The sequence below is a fragment of the Streptomyces sp. R-74717 genome, assembly GCF_047305335.1.
GTDB lineage: Bacteria > Actinomycetota > Actinomycetes > Streptomycetales > Streptomycetaceae > Streptomyces > Streptomyces atratus.
In genome coordinates this window covers 2,359,676-2,379,378 of the sequence record NZ_CP102361.1, presented here as the reverse complement: position 1 = coordinate 2,379,378, position 19,703 = coordinate 2,359,676, and the positions used below count along the sequence as shown (strand labels likewise).

Sequence of the window (19,703 nt, the reverse complement as noted above, 5' to 3'; positions counted from 1 at the left end):
AGACAGCTGGGAGACACCCCTCATGTTCGACTCCGTACGCGACGACATGCGCACCACCCTCGAAGAGATCGAGGCCGCCGGACTGCACAAGCCCGAGCGCGTGATCGGCACCCCGCAGTCCGCGACCGTCGCCGTCACCGCGGGCGGCCGCCCCGGTGAGGTGCTCAACTTCTGCGCCAACAACTACCTGGGCCTCGCCGACCACCCCGACGTGATCGCCGCCGCCCACGAGGCGCTGGACCGCTGGGGCTACGGCATGGCCTCGGTCCGCTTCATCTGCGGCACCCAGGAGGTACACAAGGAGCTGGAGCAGCGGCTCTCCACGTTCCTCGGCCAGGAGGACACGATCCTCTACTCCTCCTGCTTCGACGCCAACGGTGGTGTCTTCGAGACCGTCCTCGGCCCACAGGACGCGGTCATCTCCGACGCCCTCAACCACGCCTCCATCATCGACGGCATCCGCCTCTCCAAGGCCAAGCGGTTCCGCTACGCCAACCGCGACATGGACGACCTGGAGAAGCAGCTCAAGGAGGCGTCCGACGCCCGGCGCCGGCTCATCGTCACCGACGGCGTGTTCTCCATGGACGGCTATGTCGCCCCGCTGCGCGAGATCTGTGACCTGGCCGAGCGCTACGACGCCATGGTCATGGTCGACGACTCGCACGCCGTCGGCTTCGTCGGCCCCGGCGGCCGCGGAACGCCCGAGCTGCACGACGTGATGGACCGCGTCGACATCATCACCGGCACCCTCGGCAAGGCGCTCGGCGGTGCGTCCGGCGGCTATGTCGCGGCCCGCGCCGAGATCGTCGCGCTGCTGCGCCAGCGCTCCCGCCCGTACCTCTTCTCCAACTCGCTCGCCCCGGTCATCGCGGCGGCCTCGCTCAAGGTCCTGGACCTGCTGGAGGCCGCGGGCGACCTGCGCGAGCAGCTCAATGCCAACACCGCGCTCTTCCGTACCCGGATGACCGAGGAAGGCTTCGACGTCCTGCCCGGCGACCACGCCATCGCCCCCGTCATGATCGGGGATGCGGCGAAGGCAGGCCGGATGGCGGAGCTGCTCCTGGAGCGCGGTGTGTACGTGATCGGGTTCTCCTACCCGGTGGTTCCGCAGGGCGCGGCCCGTATCCGCGTCCAGCTCTCCGCCGCGCACTCCACGGCGGATGTGAACCGCGCCGTGGACGCGTTCGTCGACGCGCGGGCCGCATTGGGGGAGTAGCGCCCCGGACGGGGGTGCCGTCCCGGGCTCCGTCCGGGCCCACCTGGCATCCCCGTCCGACAGCCTCACCCGGGCGGCAGGGTTACCTCCGTGACCTGGGACAATGGGGCACATGATCGATGCACGGCGGCTGCGCATTCTCCGTGCGGTGGCGGACCACCGCACGGTGACTGCCGCAGCCGCCGCGCTGTATCTCACGCCCTCCGCGGTCTCCCAGCAGCTCGCCGCGCTGGAGCAGGAGACCGGGCACCGGCTGGTCGATCGCAGCGCGCGCGGCGTCCGGCTCACCGCCGCCGGGGAAATCCTGCTGACCCACACCAACGCGGTCCTCGCCCAGCTGGAACGGGCGGAGGCCGAGCTCGCCGCGTACGGCGCGGGGGACGCCGGTACGGTCACGGTCGCCGCGTTCGCCACCGGCATCGGCCTGGTCCTGGCCCCCGCGATAGCCGAACTGACGCTCACCGCGCCCGGCATCCGGGTCCGTGTCCAGGACGCCGAGGGCGATGCGAGCGTGCCGATGGTGCTCGACCGGCAGGTCGATGTCGCGGTCGCCGTCGAGTACCGGGGGGCGCCCGGCGAGGACGACCGGCGCCTGACCCGGGTGCCGCTGTACTCGGAACCGTTCGACGCGGTGCTGCCGGTGGGACATCGGCTGGCCTGCCAGGAACAGGTGGCGGTCGCCGACCTGGAGAAGGACCCCTGGATCGGTCCGTACCCCGGCAACCCGTGCCATGACGTGGTGGTCCTGGCCTGCGAGTTCGCCGGGTTCCAGCCGAGGCTGGAGCACTCCTCGGACGACTTCCGCGCGGTGGTCGCGCTGGCCGGCGCGGGTGCCGGGGTGGCGCTGGTGCCGCGGTCGGCGTTGCGGGGGATGGACCTCACGGGGGTGGTGGTGCGGCCGGTGGAGGGCAGCGCGCCGACCCGCCGGGTCTTCGCCGCGGTGCGGCACGGCGCGGAGGGGCATCCGCTGATCGCGCCGGTGCTCGACGCGCTGGCCACGGCGGCGGTACGGGAGGCGGCGCTGCCGCTGCCGGCCTCACCGTGACGCGCGCCCGGGGGAGGGGCGTCCGCCTCCCGTGACGCGCGTCGGCGGCGGGCGTCATCCTCAACCGTCGGACGGGCTCAGGCTCGGCGTTTGAGGACGAACCGGCCGCCGGACGAGCCCGGCCACATCGTCCCCGCACCCGCCGCCACCGTCACGGCCAGTGCCAGCACCCCGTACTGCACCGGCGGCAGATACGGCACCGAACCGGCTGTCGACACCGCGAACGCCACCAGCGGGACCGCCGCGACCAGTGTGCCGATCGCCAGGCCCGCCACCGCCACCAGTCCCGTCTCCAGGACCAGCATCCGCCTCACCTGGCGGCGGCCCGCGCCGACCATCCGCAGCAGGTGGAATTCGGGGCGGCGGCCCACCGTGATCAGGGACAGCGTGCTGATCACCGCGAGCAGGGCGAAGCCGCCGATCACCCCGACACCGATGGTGACCAGGGCGTTGTCCTGGTCCGACGACGGCGGGGCGATCCGTACGTCGTCCGCCGTCGCGGTACGGACCTGCGCACCCGTGTACGGGGAGAGGGCGCGCGCCGCAGCCGAGGCCGATGCCGACGCGCCGTCCGCCGAGCGGATCAGGATCTGCTGGTCGCGCGGTGCCGAGACATGCCCGGCCAGGGCCTCGCGCGGCAGCATGAACTCGCCGAGTCCCAGGGCCCGTTCGTAGAGCGCCACCACTCGGAGCCGTACCTCCGTACCGTCACCCAGGCGGAGTTTCACCGTGTCGCCGGTTCCGATGTCGAGGTCGGCGGCCCGGTCCTTGCCGACCGCGACCGTGCCCCTGCCGGTGAGGTCCGCCAGATCACCCGCCGTGACGTGCGGGTCGAGTGTGCCGGGCAGTTGGTCCGCCGTCACACCCAGCACGGGGAACCGGTCCAGCTTCGGATCGCCCATCTCCCGATGGGCGAGGACGACGCTGGAGCGCAGCACACCGGTCGCCGCCTTCACCCCGGGAGCCCTGCGCACCGCCTGCGCCGCATCGGCCGGCAGTCCGGCGGCCGGACCGGTCGCCACGAGGTCCGCCCGGAGCGCGGCAGCGGCCTGCCGGTCGGAGGCCCGCTCCAGCGTCGAGGCGGCCGCCAGCTGTACACAGACGAACGCGACGACCAGCACGATCGGGGTGATCGCCGCACCGAGGCGCCGATTGTGCGCGGCGGCGGACTTGGCGGCCAGGAACCCGGAGACCCCGCCCACGCGCCGTACCGGTGTACCGAGCACCCGCATCGCCACCCGTGCGATCCACGGACCGAGCAGCGCCACCGCGATGATCAGCGACGTCGCCGCACCCGAGGCGGCCACCGCGGCGGCCTGCCCGCCCTGCGCCGTTGCCGCGCCCGCCGAACCGACACCCGCGACGGCCAGCACCGCTCCGGCGGCCGTACGCAGCCGACCGGGCTCGCCCGGCTCGGGTGCACGGGCCGCGCCCAGCGCCGCGGCGGGCCGCAGCCGGGTGATGGACCTGGCCGCGAGCATCGACACCGGACGGGCCGCCGACGCGACGAGCACCGCGGCCGTGGCGCCCGCGGCGAACGGCAGCCACACCGGCACGGGCAGCGGCAGCGGGTCCGTGGTCAGCAACGACCGCATCAGCAACCCCAGCGGTACGGCCCCGATCCCGCCCAGCACCGCGGCGGCGCATGCCACCCGGCTCACCTCACGGCCGACTGCCGACCTGAGCTGCCGGGGCGTCGCCCCGACCGCGCGCAGCAGCGCCAGTTCACCGGAGCGCTGGTGGACCGCCTGGGAGAGGGTGGTGGCGATCACCAGGAGCGCCACCATGAGGACCGTTCCCGCGATGGAGGCGAGCAGCGGGAGCAGATCGCCCCGTGCGCCGAGTGCGTCGACGTACTCGGCCTGCCCGCGTCCCGAGCCGGTGAGGACCCGGACCTCGCGGTCGCCGTGTGTGCGGTCGGGCAGTGCGGTGTCCAGTGACGCCCGCAGTTCGTCGGCCGACACGCCCTTCACAGCGATGACGCCGACGGCGTCGACCGTGCCCGGGTGTCCGGCCAGGGCGGTCAGCCGCTGCTCGGTGAAGAAGACGGCGGGGGCGGCGCCCCGGTGACCGGTTTCGGCGACACCGGTGACGGCGTACGGATGGGGAGCCCCGTCGACCTGCAATGTCACATGGCTGCCGGGCTTGCTCCCGGCCGCGGCCGCCAGCGCGCTGTCGATGACCACCTCGGTGGACGTCCTCGGCGCGTGTCCATCCGTCAGCCGGTACGGAGTGAGTGTGGCGGACGCCCAGGAACGGCCGACAGCCGAAGCCCCGCCGGCCCCGGTACCACTGCTCCCGCCGCCCACAGCCACCGGGACCGAATCGTCCGCGACGGCCTTCGCGACGCCGTCGGCGGCGGCCGCCTTCGCCACCGCGGAGCGGTCGAGACGGACCCGTTCCGACAGATACGTCGTCGCGGTCTGCGGTTCGCTGCCCCACGGCTTCGCCGTGTACGTCACCTTCTGGTCGGCCGCCACCACGGCGTCGGCCCCGGCATGACGCTCCACCGGCGGCTGCGCCAGCAGCAGCGAACCGAGGACGAAAGCGAACGCGCCGATCAGCGCAGCCGCGGCCGTCGTCGCCGCGAACACCGCGGCCCAGGCCCGGCGATGAGTCTTCAGCGAACGCCGGGCGAGGAACGCCGACGCCCGCCGCACCCCGGACCGCACATCCGCGTGAGGCCTGCGCGTGTCCGTACTCGTGCCCATGCCCGTACTCGTGCTCATCGCAGCCGGCCGCCGTCCATCGTCAGCACGGTGTCGGCCCAGCTCGCCGCCACTGGATCATGGGTGACCATGACGACCGTACGGCCGTCGATCCGTACCGCGTCCCGCAACAGACCGAGCACCAGCGACGCCGACTCCGGGTCCAGGGACGCCGTCGGTTCGTCCGCGAAGATCACATCGGGTTCGGTCACCAGCGCCCGTGCCACCGCGACCCGCTGCTGCTGACCGCCGGAGAGCGTCGCGGGGCCCTGCCCACCGCGGCCCGCCAGGCCGACCCGGGCCAGCAGATCCCGGCCGCGGGCCAACACCCGTTCGTCCGCCGGGTCGGCGCCCGCCAGTACCAGCGGCAGCACGACGTTCTCCTCGATGTTCAGCGAAGGCACCAGATTCAGGGCGTGCGACTGGAAGACGAAGCCGATCCGGTCACGGCGCAACCGGGTCAGTGCGGCCTCGGACAGCGAGCCGAGATCGGTGCCCCCGACCCGTACCGTCCCCGCCGTCGGACGGTCCAGGCCCGCCGCACACTGCAGGAACGTGCTCTTCCCCGATCCCGAGGGGCCCACCACAGCGGTGAAGCTCCCGGCCGGGACCGCACAGCTCACCGCGTCGAGCGCGATCGCCTCCCGGCCGCCGCCACGCCGTCCGTAGCGTCGGCTTACCGACTCCAGACTCAGCGCGGTCGCCCGCACCGCTGTGATCGTGTCCACCGTCGACTCCACCGTTCCTTCTCTGCCTCGTCCATTCCGACCTGCATAAACGCTATGAAGAAGGGGGTGCCCGGGCGAGGGTGCGCGCTCCCGGACAGGGGGTTCAGCCAGCTCCACCACGGTCAGGGGGAGGCCCCCACTCCGGCGGCGGGTGAACCCCCGTAACGTGCTGTGTCATGAGCACCACTCCCGCCCCGCTGACGGTCGCCATCCGGCGTTCGTGGGATGCGTCGCGCTATCTGTTCATCGGCATTCCGATCGCGCTGCTCGCATACGTGGGCACGTTCCTGGTGGTGGCGGCCCTGATGTTCGCCGCCGTGATCATCGGGCTGCCCGCCCTGCCCGAGGCCGCCAAAGTGCTGCGCCGGTTCGCGGAGTTCGAGCGCCGCCGGGCAGCCGCGCGGCTCGGCGTGCCGTTCACGCCGACGCCGTATCCACCGCTGGACGGCGGTGAACTCTCCGAGCGGGTCCGACGCGTACTCACCGACCCGACGGTCTGGCGTGACGCGCTCTGGCTGCCGATCCAGGCGCTCATGGGCAACGCCCTCGGCTACCTCACGATGGTGCTGTGGCCGGTCGGGCTCCTCGTCGACGGGGCCGCGCTGCCCGTCGTGCACCTGCTGGACCGGCGGGCCGCCGACGAGTACGGGACACCGCTGCCCGCGCGCCGGGGATGGGTGCTGCGCTGGCATTCCGTACTCGCGGATCTGTCGGCGAGCTGGACCCGGTCCCTGCTCACCTCCTCGCCGTCCACCGCGCTCGCCGACCGGATCGCCCAGCTGACCGAGAGCCGGGCCGGGGCGGTCGAGGCGCACGGCGCCGAACTGCGACGCATCGAACGGGATCTGCACGACGGCGCCCAGGCCAGGATCGTCGCCCTGTCGATGCGCATCGGCCTCGCCAAACAGCTCCTCGACCGCGACCCGGCCGCCGCGCGCATCCGCCTCGACGAGGCACAGGACGGCGCGGAGGCGGCCCTCGCGGAACTGCGGCACGTGGTGCGCGGCATCCATCCGCCCGTACTGACGGACCGAGGCCTGGCCGGTGCGGTACGGGCGTTGGCCGCCGACGTCAGCGTGCCCGTCACCGCGGAGCTCGACGGTGTCGAGGACGGGCGACGGCTGCCCGCCGCGATCGAGGCCGCCGCCTACTTCGTCATCGCCGAGGCCCTCACCAACATCAGCAAACACAGCGGCGCGACCGCCGCGACCGTACGGATCGACCGGACCCCCGGCACCCTGCGGGTGGCCATCGGCGACGATGGTCACGGCGGCGCGGACGAACGCGCCGGCAGCGGGCTGGTCGGAATCAGGCGACGGATCGCCGCCCTCGACGGCATCACCCGCATCAACAGCCCCACCGGGGGGCCGACGCACATCGAAGTGGAGCTGCCGTGCGGATCGTGATCGCCGAGGACAACGCGCTGCTGAGGGAGGGGCTGATCCTGCTGCTCACCAGCTCGGGCCACGAGGTGGTGGCCGACACGGCGACCGGGCCCGAGGTGCTGCCCGCCCTGCTGGAACACCGCCCGGACGCCGCCGTGCTCGACGTACGGCTCCCACCCACCTTCCGTGACGAGGGGCTGCGCGCCGCACTCGCCGCCCGCGCGGAGATGCCCGAACTGCCGATCCTGGTCCTCTCGCAGTACGTCGAGGAGACGTACGCCGCCGAGCTGCTCGCCCAGGGCGCCCAGGGCATCGGGTACCTGCTGAAGGACCGGGTGGGCCGTGTCGACCAGTTCCTCCAGGCGCTCGACCGGGTGGCGGGCGGCGGCACTGCGCTCGACCCCGAGGTCGTGACCCAGTTGCTGACCCGTAAGTCGTCGGCCCAGCCCCTGCAGAGCCTCACTCCGCGCGAGCGCGAAGTCCTGGAACTGATGGCACAGGGCAAGGCGAACGGCACCATCGCCACCGAACTGGTGGTGACGGAACGGGCCGTGAGCAAGCACATCGGCTCGATCTTCGCCAAGCTCGGCCTGGAAGCGGACGACGGCACGGTGCACCGGCGGGTGCTCGCGGTGCTCGCGTATCTGGAGGGCAAGGGCACGCGCTGACGCGTGCCGTGCCCGGTCGACGGGGAAACTGTCCGGCCGGGCCGGTTGCGTACGATCTCGCCCGGTCCGTTCGTTCAGTCGTGCCGGTCGTGCGGCGCGCGACCGGCAGGGCGGGTCATTCAGCCGGGCTGGTCCTTCATGCGGGCCATGGCCCACTTCGCCTCCTGGGCCAGTTCGCCGATGCCTGCCTTCACTGCCGGTTCCGGTGGTCGTGGCCCTGCCGCAGACCGACAACTCCCGCGGACGCAGGCGCCGCAGGTCAGGGCCGTGCGGGCTGGAGCAGATCCCAGCGATTGCCGTACAGGTCCTCGAAGACTGCCACCGATCCGTATGCCTCGTGCCGCGGCTCCTCCAGGAACCGCACCCCGGCGGCCAGCATCCGGGCGTGGTCGCCCGCGAAGTCCTCGGTGTGCAGGAAGAAGCCGACCCGGCCGCCCGTCTGTGCGCCGACGCTCGCCCGCTGCGCCTCGTCCTTGGCGCGGGCCAGGAGCAGCCCGGTCCCCTCCGTGCCGCGCGGACGCACGACCACCCAGCGCGAGCCGTCGCCCCGGTCGGTGTCCTCCACCAGCTCGAAGCCGAGGGCGTCGGTGTAGAAGGAGACGGCTTCGGCGTATTCGCGGACGACCAGGGTGGCCAGGGCGATGTGCGGCATGGGATTCCTCGGACGGGGGCGGGCAATGGTGTGATGAGCCAGTTCGTTATACGTAACACTACCCGCGCCTGCGGAACCGTGCAGTCCGCACCACCATGACATCCGTCGGGCACGCGGCGGGACAATGCCCCGCATGGACATCAGCGACCTCAGCGAGCTGACGGCGCGCGCCCTGCGCCTCGCCGTCCCCGGCCACCGCCGCATCCTCGGCATCGCGGGACCGCCCGGAGCCGGGAAGTCCACCTTGGCTGTACAGCTCGTCGATGCTCTCGACGGTCGCGCCGTCCTCGTCCCCATGGACGGCTTCCACCTCGCCCAGGCGGAGTTGGAACGGCTCGGCCGCGCTGGACGCAAGGGCGCCCCCGACACCTTCGACGTCGCCGGTTACGCGGCCCTGCTCCGGCGCCTGCGCCTGCCGGAACCGGAAACCACCGTGTACGCCCCCGCCTTCGACCGCGCTCTGGAGGAGCCGATCGCCGGGGTCGTCCCCGTACCCCCGGACATCCCGCTGGTCGTCACCGAGGGCAATTACCTCCTGCACGACGAAGGGGCCTGGGCGTCCGTACACGGGCTGCTGGACGAGGCCTGGTTCCTGGAACTCGAACCGGCCCTGCGGGTACGCCGGCTCGTCGACCGGCATGTGCGGTTCGGTAAGCCCCGGCCGTACGCAGAACAATGGGTGGCCGGGTCCGACGAACCCAACGCACGCCTGGTCGAACGGGGCCGCCCCCGCGCCGGCCTCGTCGTACGGCTGCACCCGGAAACCCTGACCGTTCCTAGCCAGTGCGCATGAGTGAGTCCTGGACCCACCGATGTGTACTGGGCGCATCCCGAACGGTGTTGGATGCACTGGGTCCCCGCTTTCTCGTCCCCTTCGGCGGCACGTCTCTGGGGGCGTGGTCCGATGCGGGTGGGCGGGTTCCCTCACGCCCCCAGTTGCCCGGTGGGGCCTGGGCGGTCCGATGCCCCGCACGATCACTCCGGTCGTGCGGGGGCGGTGCCGTCCTTCCCCAAGCTCTCAACTTCGTTCGAGCAGGGGATACCCCATCCCGGACCGGGTGTCCGAGGGCGCGTCGTCCGATCGCGATGCCGGCGGCATCGTGACGGGACATCTTTCGATGCGGGGTGGCCAGTGGCTTCTGCCAGTGCTGGGCACCCCACATGCTGGTGTAGGCGGGGTCGACCGCGACAATGCTCAGGCCGTGCTCGGCGGCCATGGAGACCAGCCGGGCCTTGAGCTTCCCGGTGGGCATACCTGAGATCAGCTGGCGGAACCGCTTCTTGCGGCCGTGCTTCTCGCGGGTCTTCTCGGTGGTGAAGTCGAGGTCTTCGATGCCGATCGCGGCGACCCGGACGTGCTTGGCCCAGTTGATCAGCCGGGTCAGGGCATGGCGGATCTGTGCGTCGCGGTGATCGGCTGTGCCGGACAGGTCGTAGGGAAAGCGGTGCGGGTCGCCGACCGGGTTGCCGTGTGGGTCGAGGTGGTAGGCGGCGAAGTGGTCGGCGTTGGTGTCGACGCCGATCACGCCCCGGGCGCGGGCGGCCTCCAGCGGGATGGTCTGCACGACGGGGCGTTGCCAGGACGCGGTGAGGTACCAGCGGCCACGGTCCACGTCGAGGTGGATGCGGTAGGCGACGGCCCGGTTCGCGCTGATGCGGTCGGCCCACTCCTGGCCCCGGTGCGCGAAGCCGATACGGGTGGTGAGGGTGTACCGGCCGTGCCGGGTGTTGGCCAGGTGAGCGAGTGGGGCGGGCAGTTTGATGCTGACCTCGCCGTCCGGGGTGACGCGGATCGTCTCGTTCCCGAACCGCTTCCCCGTCTCGCCATCCGCGGCGATGAACCAGCGTTCCGCCTCCCAGCGATCCCGCCACTGCTCTTCGGTCAGCCGGGCCCGGGTGAGGTGGTGGCGGGTGTTGAGGAGACGTTTGCCACCCCGTACCACGCGCACACGTCCGGCCTGCCGGTCGGCGACAACGGCCGCATGCCGTGCCTCCAGTGCGGCGAGGCGGCGGGACTTGCTGAACCGCTCACTCCGGGAGCGGTAGCCGCCCGCGGCCTGCTTCGTCCCGGGTTCCCCGATCGGGAGGGACAGGCGGTGCCGCAGCGTCCTGATCCCGGCTTCCAGCGTCTGGATGTGCGCGGCCTGGCAACGGCGGGCCAGCGCCCATTGATCGTGCGTGGCCTTGGTGATCGCACCCGCGATCCGCGACGACGACTGTGCCGTCAGGTCCCGCTTACGCGATGCCCAGGTCTCCGCACCGTGCTCCAGACCATCCACACAGCGGGTCCTGAGATCATGCGAAGCCAGACGGCCCTGATGCTCACCGACCGCACGCAGAACACTCTCGTCCCGGGGCGTGAGGTGCTTGAGACGGTCCCGGATCGCCACCCCGCAAGGCCCGGGCACCACGAAGGGCGCGGACAGCTCCCGCAAACCACCAACCACATCACCGCCTCGCCCCAGGCCGGGCACCTGCCACCCAGTCCAACGAGCAGCAGTCGCCAAGGTCACCCATTCGGCTCCGGAACCTCTGTTCCCACCCCGTGAACCCGCCGACAGGACTCACTCCTGCTCACCACAACTCACTTCAGTGCAACAAACCGACAGCAGCTCACAACCCCCGCTCGCGTGGACGGGCACGTACGGGCAGGATGCTGTATGCCGTGTCGCGTCGCCAGGAGGTCCGCATGTCCAGCCCGAACCAGCCCGTACCGTTCACCGCCGACGACTACCGGGCCCGGATGACGCGTGCCGCCGAGAGCGCCGCCGAGGCCGGGCTCGCGGGAGTGCTGGTCGCCCCCGGACCCGATCTCGTCCACCTCACCGGCTACCAGCCCGTGAACACCGAACGCCTCACCGTCCTCGTCCTCACACCGGGCCAGGACCCGGTCCTGGTCGTTCCGACCCTGGAGGCCCCGGACGCCGAGAAGGCCGTCGGGGCGCCCGCCCTCACCTTCCGGGACTGGACCGACGGCAAGGACCCGTACGCCGTCACCGCCCCGCTGCTCGACGGCCCGGGCCGGTTCGCGGTCAGCGACAACGCCTGGGCGATGCATCTGCTCGGGCTGCAGCGGACGCTTCCGGACACCTCGTACGTCTCCCTCACCGAGGCCCTGCCGATGCTGCGCGCGGTGAAGGACGCCGCTGAGCTGGAGCGGCTCGCAGCTGCCGGGGCCGCCGCCGACGCCACGTACAGCGAGATCCTCAAGGTGCGCTTCGCCGGTCGCAAGGAGACCGACATCGCCACCGATCTGGCCGATCTGCTCAAGCGGTTCGGGCACTCCCAGGTCGACTTCACCGTCGTCGGATCCGGCCCGAACGGCGCCAACCCGCACCACGAGGCGGGCGACCGCACCATCGAGCAGGGCGACATGGTCGTGCTCGACTTCGGCGGCCTCAAGCACGGCTACGGCTCCGACACCTCCCGTACGGTCCATGTCGGCGAACCCACCGCCGAGGAGCAGCGGGTCCACGACATCGTGCGGGAGGCCCAGGAGGCGGGCTGCAACGCGGTCCGGCCCGGCGTCGCCTGCCAGGAGATCGACCGCGCGGCCCGCGCCGTCATCACCGAGTTCGGATACGGCGAGCGCTTCATCCACCGCACCGGCCACGGGATCGGCGTCACCACCCACGAACCGCCGTACATGATCGAGGGCGAGGAGCAGCCGCTGGTGCCCGGGATGTGCTTCTCCGTGGAGCCGGGCATCTATCTGCCGGGCCGGTTCGGTGTCCGGATCGAGGACATCGTGACCGTGACCGAGGACGGTGGCCGACGCCTCAACAGCACCGCGCGCGAACTGGCGATCGTCGAGTAGCGCCCGGCCCTGCCGGTCGCGGTCGCTCAGCCGCTCCAGGATGTCGTACGGATACGACAGCGGGCGGTCGCTCGCCGCGTCCGGCCTCGCCGTCCGGTCGGCCGTCAGCTCCCGGCCCACCGCGCCGAGAATTTCGGTGAGCTGCTCGATCGTGCGCGCCCCGATGATGGGGGCGGTGCCGCCCGGCCGCCCGAGGAGCCGGCGGAGTGCGACCTGGACGGGGGCGCGGCCGGCTTCCTCGGCCACGGCCAGGACGGCGTCCACGACCCGCCAGGTCTCCTCGTTGTCCCGGCGCCGCCAGTCGTCGCCCCCGTTCGCCCGGTTGCGGGCCACGCGGGAATCGGCTGTTTCATGGCCATGACCGTACGAGTCGGAGCGCACCCGAAGGCAAGGGCGCTACCGCGCGCCCCCGGAGATCAGTCGTCGGCCAGCACCACGCACGACTCCGGCGGCAGATGCAGCAGCCCGTCGCCGCCCGGGGCCTCCACCGGCTCCCACGCGGCCACGACGCTGCCGTCGGCTCCGCGGCGCCGGCCGCCGCCCAGCGGGATCGCGGCCGGCTTCTCGCCGAGGTTGACGGCGATCCGCAGATCTCCCCTCCGGTATGCCAGCCAGCGCGCCTGTTCGTCGTGGGCGGTCCGCACCGACGCCAGGTCCGGGTCGGAGAGGTCGGGCAGGGAGTGGCGCAGTGCGATCAGCTCGCGGTACCAGGCGTGCAGACGGGCGTGCGGCTCCTGAGCCGGTTCGCTCCAGTCCAGGCAGGAGCGGTTCCGGGTGGCCGGGTCCTGCGGATCCGGAATGTCGTCCGCCGTCCAGCCGTGCGCCGCAAACTCCCGCCGTCTGCCGTCCCGGACCGCTTCGGCGAGCGCCGGGTCGGTGTGGTCGGTGAAGAACTGCCAGGGGGTGCGGGCGCCCCACTCCTCGCCCATGAACAGCATCGGGGTGAAGGGCCCTGTCAGGACGAGGGTCGCGGCGCAGGCCAGCAGACCGGGTGAGAGTGTGGCGGAGAGCCGGTCGCCCAGTGCCCGGTTGCCGATCTGGTCATGGGTCTGGGCGTAGCCGACGAAGCGGTGGGCCGGGGTGCGGGCGATGTCGACGGGGCGGCCGTGGGTACGGCCGCGGAAGCTGGAGTACGTACCGTTGTGGAAGAACGCGCTCGTCACGGTCTTGGCGACGGCGGCCATCGGGGCGGCGGCGAAGTCCGCGTAGTAGCCCTGGGACTCACCGGTGAGCGCGGTGTGCAGGGCGTGGTGGAAGTCGTCGTTCCACTGGGCGTGCAGACCGATGCCGCCCGATTCGCGCGGTGTCGTCGTCCGCGGGTCGCAGAGGTCGGACTCGGCGATCAGCGAGAGCGGACGGCCGAGTTCGGCGGCGAGCGCGTCGGTCGCCGTGGACAGCTCCTCCAGGAAGGTCAGCGCCCGTGTGTCGGCCAGGGCATGGACCGCGTCCAGCCGCAGTCCGTCGAGCCGGTAGTCGCGCAGCCAGGCGAGCGTGCTGCCCAGCAGATACGCCCGCACCTCGTCCGAACCGGGCGCGTCGAGGTTGACCGCCGCGCCCCACGGTGTGTGGTGGGTCTCGGTGAAGTACGGGCCGAAGGCCGGGAGGTAATTGCCGGACGGGCCGAGGTGGTTGTGGACGACGTCCAGGACGACCGCGAGCCCGAGACCATGCGCCGTGTCGACAAAACGCTTAAGCCCCTCCGGGCCGCCGTACGGCTCGTGCACGGCCCAGAGCGACACCCCCTCGTACCCCCACCCGTGGGTCCCGGGGAAGGGGCAGACCGGCATCAGCGACACATGGGTGATGCCCAGTTCGGCGAGATGGCCGAGCCGGGCCGCCGCGGCGTCGAAGGTGCCCTCGTCGGTGTACGTACCGATGTGCAGCTCGTACAGGACGGCGCCCGGGAGCCCCCGGCCCGCCCAGTCGTTGCGCCAGGTGTACGCCGAGTGGTCGACCACGGCGCTCTCGCCGTCCGGCCCGTCCGGCTGACGGCGCGAGCGCGGATCGGGCAGCACGGGCCCATCGGCCCCGCCGTCCGCGCCCCCGTTCAGCACAAAGCCGTAGCGGTCCCCGTCCGACGCCTCCGCCTCGGCAGCCCACCAGCCGGCCCGTACGGGATCACGCCCCATGGCCCGCAGCGCACCCGCCAGCCGCAGTTCGACCGAGTCCGCATCCGGTGCCCATACCTCGAACAGCATGCAACGCTCCTCGTCTCCTCGCCCCCGTGCCCCATGGTCGGCATCAGCCGCGACGACTGACTCGCGACACTGGATCGAGCCCGTTACTGGCGATTAAGGTCTGGTTCTGATCACTGCCCCGCCAGGTTCTGCTCAATACGCACTCCGCAATACGCACTCCCTTCCATACGCACTCCCTCTTACGGCTGTGGAGGCCGAGATGAATGTGCCGTCGTTCCCGCCCGGTTTCCTCTGGGGAGCCTCCGCCTCGGCGTTCCAGACCGAAGGGGCGTCCGACACCGAAGGCAAGGGCCCCTCCGGCTGGGACGCCTTCGCCGCACAGCCCGGACGGATCAAGGACGGCACCGACACCACCCGCGGGACCGGCTTCCACCAGCACTACCGCGAGGACGTCGCCCTCCTGGCCGGCCTCGGCGCCGACGCCTTCCGGTTCTCCGTCAGCTGGCCGCGCGTGGTGCCCGGCGGCAGTGGACCCATCAACCCGCAGGGGCTCGACTTCTACGACCGCCTCGTCGACGAACTCTGCGCCCACGGCATCACCCCGGCCCCCACCCTCTACCACTGGGACACCCCGCTGCCGCTGGACGAGGCGGGCGGCTGGCTCAACCGGGACACGGCCTACCGCTTCGCCGAGTACGCGGGCATCGTCGCCGAGCGCCTCGCCGACCGCGTACCGATGTGGATCACCATCAACGAACCGGCCGAAGTGACGATGCTCGGCTACGCCCTCGGCGAGCACGCACCGGGCCGCACCCTCCTCTTCGACGCCCTGCCCGCCGCCCACCACCAGCTCCTCGCCCACGGCCTGGCCGTCCGTGCCCTGCGCGGCGCGGGCGCCGACAACATCGGCATCGCCGTCTCGCACACCCCCGTCTGGACCGCCGGGGACCGTGACGAGGACCGCCTGGGCGCGCAGCTGTACGACACGATCACCAACTGGATGTTCGCCGACCCGATCCTCACCGGCCGCTACCCCGACGAGAACTTCGCCGCGCTGATGCCGGGCCCCGTCGAGGACGACCTGTCGACCATCTCCACCCCGATCGACTGGTACGGGGTCAACTACTACAACCCCACCCTTGTCGGCGCCCCGGACCCGGCAGCCCTGGAGTCCTTCTCCGGCTTCGAGATGCCCGCCGAACTCCCCTTCGGTATCCGCGAGATAGAGGGCTACGAGAAGACCGACTTCGGCTGGCCCGTCGTCCCCGACGGACTGCGTGAGACCCTCGTCCAGCTCCGCAGCCGCTTCGGCGACCGGCTCCCGCCGCTCTACATCACCGAGAACGGCTGCGCCGTCGACGAGCCGGCCCGGGACACCCGCCGGATCGCCTACCTCGAAGGACACCTGAAGGCCCTGCGGACGGCCATCGACGCGGGCATCGACGTCCGCGGCTACTTCACCTGGTCGCTCACCGACAATGTCGAATGGATCGAGGGCGCCAGTAAGCGGTTCGGCCTGGTCCACATCGACTACGCGACGCTGCGCCGGACGCCCAAGGACTCGTACGCCTGGTACCGCGATCTGATCCGTGCGCAGAAGACCGGCACCGGCGGCTCAGCTCACTGACCTGATCCGCCACACCAGCGCACCGCCCAGGATCCACGGATTCCTGCGGCCGAACCGTCCGCCCGTACGGTCCGACAGCGCGCCCGCGACAGGGTTGGCGATCACCGCGACCAGCGCCCCGGCCCCGGTCGCCCAGCCGAGCGCAACCTCCTTGCCGGACGAGGTCAGATCGTCGATCTGCTCCGCGAGCAGCACCTGGATCGGGGTGAGAAAAGCCATGTACAGGCCCAGGTTGGCCAGCACCAGGCCGCCGATCCAGCCACCGCCGACGCGGCGCTGCGGTTCCGTACGGGGATCGTCCAGGATCATCGGCCGCTCGTCATCAGCTCGTCAGGGTCCGGCAAGGTGCCCCGGAGGTGCCCGGATCTTACGAACGACCCCCTGTGTGATCAATACTTCGCGCCATGGTTGCTTCATGGTGGTCCCGGGCCCGACTGGGGATCTTTGTGCACTGGACGCCCGCCTCCGTACCGGGCTGGGCCCCGCCGTACGTCCCCGCGGACGAGCTGCCCCTGGCGGGCCGCCGCTCGCCGCTCGGCTGGACGTCGTACGCCGAGTGGTACGAGAACGCGCTCCGCTTCCCCGACAGCCCCGTCTGCGCCCACCACCGCGCGACCTATGGCACCCGCCCGTACACCGCCTTCGGGGGCGACTTCAACGACGCCCTGGACACCTGGGACCCCGCCGCCTGGGCCCGCAGCTTCCGCGCCGCGGGCGCCCGCTACGCCGTCCTCGTCACCAAGCACCACGACGGCTTCTGTCTCTGGCCCTCCGAGGTCGGCAACCCGCACCGCACCGGCTGGCACACCTCGCGCGATGTGGTCGGTGAATTCGCCGAAGCCGTACGGGCCGAGGGCCTGCGCTTCGGCGTCTATTACTCCGGCGGCCTCGACTGGACCTTCGACGACCGGCCCATCGGTACCGGCGCGGACACCGTCTCGGCCGTCCCGCGCGGCAGCTACCCCGCGTACGCGGGCGCCCAGATGCGCGAACTGATCCGCCGCTACCGCCCCGACATCCTCTGGAACGACATCGCCTGGCCCGGCTCCCGCTCCGACGTCCAGCGGCTCGTGGAGTACTACCGCTTCACCGTCCCGCACGGCGTCGTCAACGACCGGCTGTTCCCGTACGCACCGATGTGGCGCGCACTGCAACTCCCGGGCGCCAAGGCCCTGTACGACCGCTGGGAGCGCCGCACCATCGCCCAGGGCGAAGGCTTCGTCCCGCGCGAACCCCCGTACTACGACTTCCGTACACCCGAATTCGCCCGCTACACCGGCCCCGATCCGTACGAGATCACCCGTGGCATCGACCACAGCTTCGGCTACAACCGCAACTCACCGCCCGAGGCGTTCCTCGGCCGGGACGCGCTGGACTCGCTGGTACGGGAGACGGCGTCCGCGGGCGGCAATCTGCTGCTCAATGTGGGGCCGCGCGGCGAGGATGCGACGATCCCCGCCGAGCAGCAGCTCCGCCTGGACTGGCTGGCGGAACGAAGGCCGGGCTGCTGGAGCGGTTGATGGAAGTCGCGAGGCCGGAGTTCCGGGCCGAGGAGTTCTGTCTGCCGCGCGACAGCCGGGTGTTCGCCAGGGCGAGTGCCGCATCCCGTCGTGCGAGCGGATGCTGAGCTTCGCGGTCAAGCGGCTGTGCTTGTCGCACTACAACTGGTGGGTGGAGGCGGGACGCCCCGATATGGCGCAGGCTGCGTGCTTCTTCCCGCCCTGGCGGGCTGAGCTCCTGACCGGTCCCGCGTCTGGCGACGTCTCGGGGGACGACCTTCACCGGACGTCCTCCTGCGAACGTGGGAGAAAACCGGACGAGCAGGGTCGTCGTGGTCCACTTCGCGATCACCAGTGGGCCGCGGCGCCCCGTGGAAAGCAGAGGCGTGACAGCCGGGCCATCCCCTCGCCACGATCAGCCCACAACACGGCCCGCTAGGCAAAGCGCCGGGTGTCGTAGAAAACCATTCTAAAGAGTGAATGGGCCGATCTGATGGAAAGAGCCAGGAAGTGATCATGAATGCGGTCTTCTCGCCGATACCAAGGGGGCGGTGAATTCCACCTGCACCTGTGACCCCCTCAACGGAGGATCAAGATGCGCAGAAGTATTGCGGCCGCTTCGCTCGTAGCCGGCCTTGTGGCGGCTCTGGCTGTCCCCCTCCCGGCATCGGCCGATCAGAGCGGAACCACACCGGTGACACTCTCGGTCACCACCGGCACCATCGACATCACTGTGCCGACGGGACCTGTGAGCCTGGGAACCGTTGCCGCCAGCAGCACCCCCCAGACGGTCAGCGCACAGCTCGGGAACGTCACTGTGACCGACAACCGGGGCGGTACGACCGGCTGGGTCGTCACCGCGAACGGGGTCGACTTCACAGGACCTCAGAACATCTCGGTCTCCGCCCCTGGCTCCAGCAGCTACAACACCCCATCCGCCACAGTCACGGGCACCGCCACCGTCAACGCCAGCAACCTGAATCCCCTCTACCCGCCGGGCCCCGTTCAGACCGCCACTGGCGTGTCCGGCATCAACACCGCCGTCTGGAATCCGACCATCTCCGTCACGATCCCGGCGGACGCCCTGGCCGGCACCTACAGCTCGACGATCACCCACTCCGTGGCCTGATCGCAGCACACCGAGATCATCAGGGGGGGTCCCCATCATGCGCAGTTTCGTTCCCGTTCTGGCTCTGGTGTCCGCGGCACTCATCGCGGCCACCGGCGCTGCCCCACCTGCGGCCGACGCAGCGGGTCCGGCCCGTTCGTCGGCCTCCGACCAGGGAAGCGTCGGCATTCGCCTCGTCGACATCCCGGTCGACCTGGCCGACGATCCAAGAGCACGGCACTACATCGTCGACAATCTGACGCCGGGCACGACTGTGCACCGCCGTATCGAAGTGCTGAACACCACCGATTCCACCCTGCACGTCGACGTGTATCCGGCCGCCGCCACCATTGCCCACGGCTCGTTCGTGGGGGCAGCCGGCAGGAAGCGGAACGAGCTTTCGTCCTGGACAAGGCTGAAACACAGGAAGCTCGATGTTCCCGCCCACGACACCGTCCGCGACACCGTGACGATCGCGGTGCCCAAGGACGCGGCGCCGGGCGAGAGCTATGCAGTGGTCTGGGCGCAAGTCAGTGGCGGTCGAGGTGGTGGTGTCGCCCTGGTGAGCCGCACCGGCATCCGGGTGTATCTCTCAGTCGGCGGCCACAACCCTCCGGCCCCGGACTTCACCGCGCGCACGATGACGGCTGAACGCGGTCCGGACGGGCGCGCGATCGTGCGCGCCCAGGTCATCAACACCGGGGGCCGAGCTCTGGACCTGTCCGGCACCCTGAAGCTTTCCTCGGTGTCGGGAAGCCTCAGCGCGGGTCCCTACCAGGTACAGCTGGGCACGAGCTTGGCACCCCATCAGTCTGAGCCGGTGATGATTCCGGTCACCGACGAAGTGGCCGACGGCCCTTGGCGCGCCACCCTTGAACTCAAAAGCGGACTGCTCGTCAAGAAGTTCCACGCGAAGATCAGATTCCCGCACGGCCAAGGCATCGCCCCGGCCGCAGCCGTGGACGCCGAAGCGTCCGGCGGTGTCGCACTCAAGGCGCTGATCCCGGGGATCCTGCTGTTGGGTACCGCCCTTCTGACCGGCGGCGTCCGCGTCCGCCGCCGACGCAGTGGAAGAACGGCCGACGTGTGACGGCCTCCCCTGTTTCAACGGC

The 19,703-nt window shown here is 71.3% G+C and carries 16 protein-coding genes and 1 pseudogene; 10 read left to right on the top strand and 7 right to left on the bottom strand.

Annotated elements, in window-relative coordinates:
- Positions 1 to 22: 22 nt before the first annotated feature.
- Both NRF20_RS10735 and NRF20_RS10730 read left to right on the top strand, forming a co-directional pair.
- Complete coding sequence (locus tag NRF20_RS10735) at positions 23 to 1,216, top strand: glycine C-acetyltransferase (RefSeq protein ID WP_398629870.1); 1,194 nt, start codon at positions 23 to 25, stop codon at positions 1,214 to 1,216.
- Between the two features lie 112 nt (positions 1,217 to 1,328).
- Positions 1,329 to 2,261 carry a LysR family transcriptional regulator gene (locus NRF20_RS10730; RefSeq protein WP_398629871.1) on the top strand — a complete coding sequence of 311 codons (933 nt, stop codon included), beginning with the start codon at positions 1,329 to 1,331 and terminating at the stop codon, positions 2,259 to 2,261.
- 77 nt (positions 2,262 to 2,338) lie between these two features.
- On the opposite strand, the gene NRF20_RS10725 is transcribed toward NRF20_RS10730, so the two are convergent.
- Positions 2,339 to 4,990, bottom strand: a complete 2,652-nt coding sequence (locus tag NRF20_RS10725; RefSeq protein WP_413752474.1) for an ABC transporter permease — start codon at positions 4,988 to 4,990, stop codon at positions 2,339 to 2,341.
- Positions 4,987 to 5,709 (bottom strand): ABC transporter ATP-binding protein, encoded by a 723-nt coding sequence (locus NRF20_RS10720; RefSeq protein WP_398629873.1) that lies wholly within the window; start codon positions 5,707 to 5,709, stop codon positions 4,987 to 4,989. The genes NRF20_RS10725 and NRF20_RS10720 overlap by 4 nt, the downstream gene beginning before the upstream one ends.
- 164 nt (positions 5,710 to 5,873) lie before the next feature.
- Between NRF20_RS10720 and NRF20_RS10715 the strand changes: the two genes are divergently transcribed.
- Together NRF20_RS10715 and NRF20_RS10710 are read left to right on the top strand one after the other, a co-directional pair.
- Complete coding sequence (locus NRF20_RS10715) at positions 5,874 to 7,103, top strand: sensor domain-containing protein (protein ID WP_398629874.1); 1,230 nt, start codon at positions 5,874 to 5,876, stop codon at positions 7,101 to 7,103.
- Positions 7,091 to 7,750: a LuxR C-terminal-related transcriptional regulator gene (locus tag NRF20_RS10710; RefSeq protein ID WP_266356783.1), complete on the top strand. Its 660-nt coding sequence runs from the start codon at positions 7,091 to 7,093 to the stop codon at positions 7,748 to 7,750. The genes NRF20_RS10715 and NRF20_RS10710 overlap by 13 nt, the downstream gene beginning before the upstream one ends.
- 259 nt (positions 7,751 to 8,009) lie before the next feature.
- Here the strand turns inward: NRF20_RS10710 and NRF20_RS10705 are convergent, their stop codons facing one another.
- Positions 8,010 to 8,402: a VOC family protein gene (locus NRF20_RS10705; RefSeq protein ID WP_398629875.1), complete on the bottom strand. Its 393-nt coding sequence runs from the start codon at positions 8,400 to 8,402 to the stop codon at positions 8,010 to 8,012.
- Between the two features lie 133 nt (positions 8,403 to 8,535).
- Here NRF20_RS10705 and NRF20_RS10700 point away from each other — a divergent pair, with 133 nt between their 5' ends.
- Positions 8,536 to 9,195, top strand: a complete 660-nt coding sequence (locus NRF20_RS10700; protein ID WP_398629876.1) for a nucleoside/nucleotide kinase family protein — start codon at positions 8,536 to 8,538, stop codon at positions 9,193 to 9,195.
- On the opposite strand, the gene NRF20_RS10695 is transcribed toward NRF20_RS10700, so the two are convergent.
- The gene (locus NRF20_RS10695) at positions 9,179 to 10,876 is read right to left on the bottom strand and encodes an IS200/IS605 family accessory protein TnpB-related protein (protein WP_413752473.1); all 1,698 of its coding nucleotides are present in this window, start codon (positions 10,874 to 10,876) and stop codon (positions 9,179 to 9,181) included. The two genes, NRF20_RS10700 and NRF20_RS10695, sit on opposite strands and share 17 nt — an antisense overlap.
- Before the next feature lie 215 nt (positions 10,877 to 11,091).
- Between NRF20_RS10695 and NRF20_RS10690 the strand changes: the two genes are divergently transcribed.
- Positions 11,092 to 12,219, top strand: a complete 1,128-nt coding sequence (locus NRF20_RS10690) for an aminopeptidase P family protein (RefSeq protein WP_398629878.1) — start codon at positions 11,092 to 11,094, stop codon at positions 12,217 to 12,219.
- A gap of 84 nt (positions 12,220 to 12,303) precedes the next feature.
- Here the strand turns inward: NRF20_RS10690 and NRF20_RS10685 are convergent.
- Both NRF20_RS10685 and treZ read right to left on the bottom strand, forming a co-directional pair.
- Positions 12,304 to 12,552: pseudogene (locus NRF20_RS10685) on the bottom strand (aldo/keto reductase); the annotation flags it as partial.
- 83 nt (positions 12,553 to 12,635) lie between these two features.
- Complete coding sequence (treZ, locus tag NRF20_RS10680) at positions 12,636 to 14,417, bottom strand: malto-oligosyltrehalose trehalohydrolase (RefSeq protein ID WP_413752472.1); 1,782 nt, start codon at positions 14,415 to 14,417, stop codon at positions 12,636 to 12,638.
- 199 nt (positions 14,418 to 14,616) lie between these two features.
- Between treZ and NRF20_RS10675 the strand changes: the two genes are divergently transcribed.
- Positions 14,617 to 15,984: a GH1 family beta-glucosidase gene (locus NRF20_RS10675; RefSeq protein ID WP_413752471.1), complete on the top strand. Its 1,368-nt coding sequence runs from the start codon at positions 14,617 to 14,619 to the stop codon at positions 15,982 to 15,984.
- Here NRF20_RS10675 and NRF20_RS10670 read toward each other — a convergent pair.
- A complete protein-coding gene (locus NRF20_RS10670; RefSeq protein ID WP_413752470.1) occupies positions 15,973 to 16,293 on the bottom strand; it encodes an MFS transporter in 321 nt (106 codons plus the stop codon). The two genes, NRF20_RS10675 and NRF20_RS10670, sit on opposite strands and share 12 nt — an antisense overlap.
- Positions 16,294 to 16,388: 95 nt before the next feature.
- Between NRF20_RS10670 and NRF20_RS10665 the strand changes: the two genes are divergently transcribed.
- The 3 genes from NRF20_RS10665 (at position 16,389) to NRF20_RS10655 (ending at position 19,681) form a co-directional block, all read left to right on the top strand.
- The gene (locus tag NRF20_RS10665) at positions 16,389 to 17,504 is read left to right on the top strand and encodes an alpha-L-fucosidase (RefSeq protein ID WP_398629882.1); all 1,116 of its coding nucleotides are present in this window, start codon (positions 16,389 to 16,391) and stop codon (positions 17,502 to 17,504) included.
- Between the two features lie 574 nt (positions 17,505 to 18,078).
- On the top strand, positions 18,079 to 18,612 hold the full coding sequence (locus tag NRF20_RS10660) for a hypothetical protein (protein ID WP_398629883.1): 534 nt from the start codon (positions 18,079 to 18,081) through the stop codon (positions 18,610 to 18,612).
- Positions 18,613 to 18,649: 37 nt separating this feature from the next.
- Positions 18,650 to 19,681: a hypothetical protein gene (locus NRF20_RS10655; protein WP_398629884.1), complete on the top strand. Its 1,032-nt coding sequence runs from the start codon at positions 18,650 to 18,652 to the stop codon at positions 19,679 to 19,681.
- Positions 19,682 to 19,703: the final 22 nt, after the last annotated feature.

Excerpts from the sequence above, each read along its gene's own strand:
- NRF20_RS10690 (WP_398629878.1), top strand. The coding sequence starts at position 11,092 with ATGTCCAGCCCGAACCAGCCCGTACCGTTCACCGCCGACGACTACCGG.
- NRF20_RS10700 (WP_398629876.1), top strand. The coding sequence starts at position 8,536 with ATGGACATCAGCGACCTCAGCGAGCTGACGGCGCGCGCCCTGCGCCTC.
- NRF20_RS10705 (WP_398629875.1), bottom strand. The coding sequence starts at position 8,402 with ATGCCGCACATCGCCCTGGCCACCCTGGTCGTCCGCGAATACGCCGAA.
- NRF20_RS10715 (WP_398629874.1), top strand. The coding sequence starts at position 5,874 with ATGAGCACCACTCCCGCCCCGCTGACGGTCGCCATCCGGCGTTCGTGG.
- NRF20_RS10730 (WP_398629871.1), top strand. The coding sequence starts at position 1,329 with ATGATCGATGCACGGCGGCTGCGCATTCTCCGTGCGGTGGCGGACCAC.
- NRF20_RS10665 (WP_398629882.1), top strand. The coding sequence starts at position 16,389 with ATGGTTGCTTCATGGTGGTCCCGGGCCCGACTGGGGATCTTTGTGCAC.
- NRF20_RS10675 (WP_413752471.1), top strand. The coding sequence starts at position 14,617 with ATGAATGTGCCGTCGTTCCCGCCCGGTTTCCTCTGGGGAGCCTCCGCC.
- NRF20_RS10725 (WP_413752474.1), bottom strand. The coding sequence starts at position 4,990 with ATGAGCACGAGTACGGGCATGGGCACGAGTACGGACACGCGCAGGCCT.
- treZ (WP_413752472.1), bottom strand. The coding sequence starts at position 14,417 with ATGCTGTTCGAGGTATGGGCACCGGATGCGGACTCGGTCGAACTGCGG.
- NRF20_RS10660 (WP_398629883.1), top strand. The coding sequence starts at position 18,079 with ATGCGCAGAAGTATTGCGGCCGCTTCGCTCGTAGCCGGCCTTGTGGCG.
- NRF20_RS10670 (WP_413752470.1), bottom strand. The coding sequence starts at position 16,293 with ATGATCCTGGACGATCCCCGTACGGAACCGCAGCGCCGCGTCGGCGGT.
- NRF20_RS10655 (WP_398629884.1), top strand. The coding sequence starts at position 18,650 with ATGCGCAGTTTCGTTCCCGTTCTGGCTCTGGTGTCCGCGGCACTCATC.
- NRF20_RS10735 (WP_398629870.1), top strand. The coding sequence starts at position 23 with ATGTTCGACTCCGTACGCGACGACATGCGCACCACCCTCGAAGAGATC.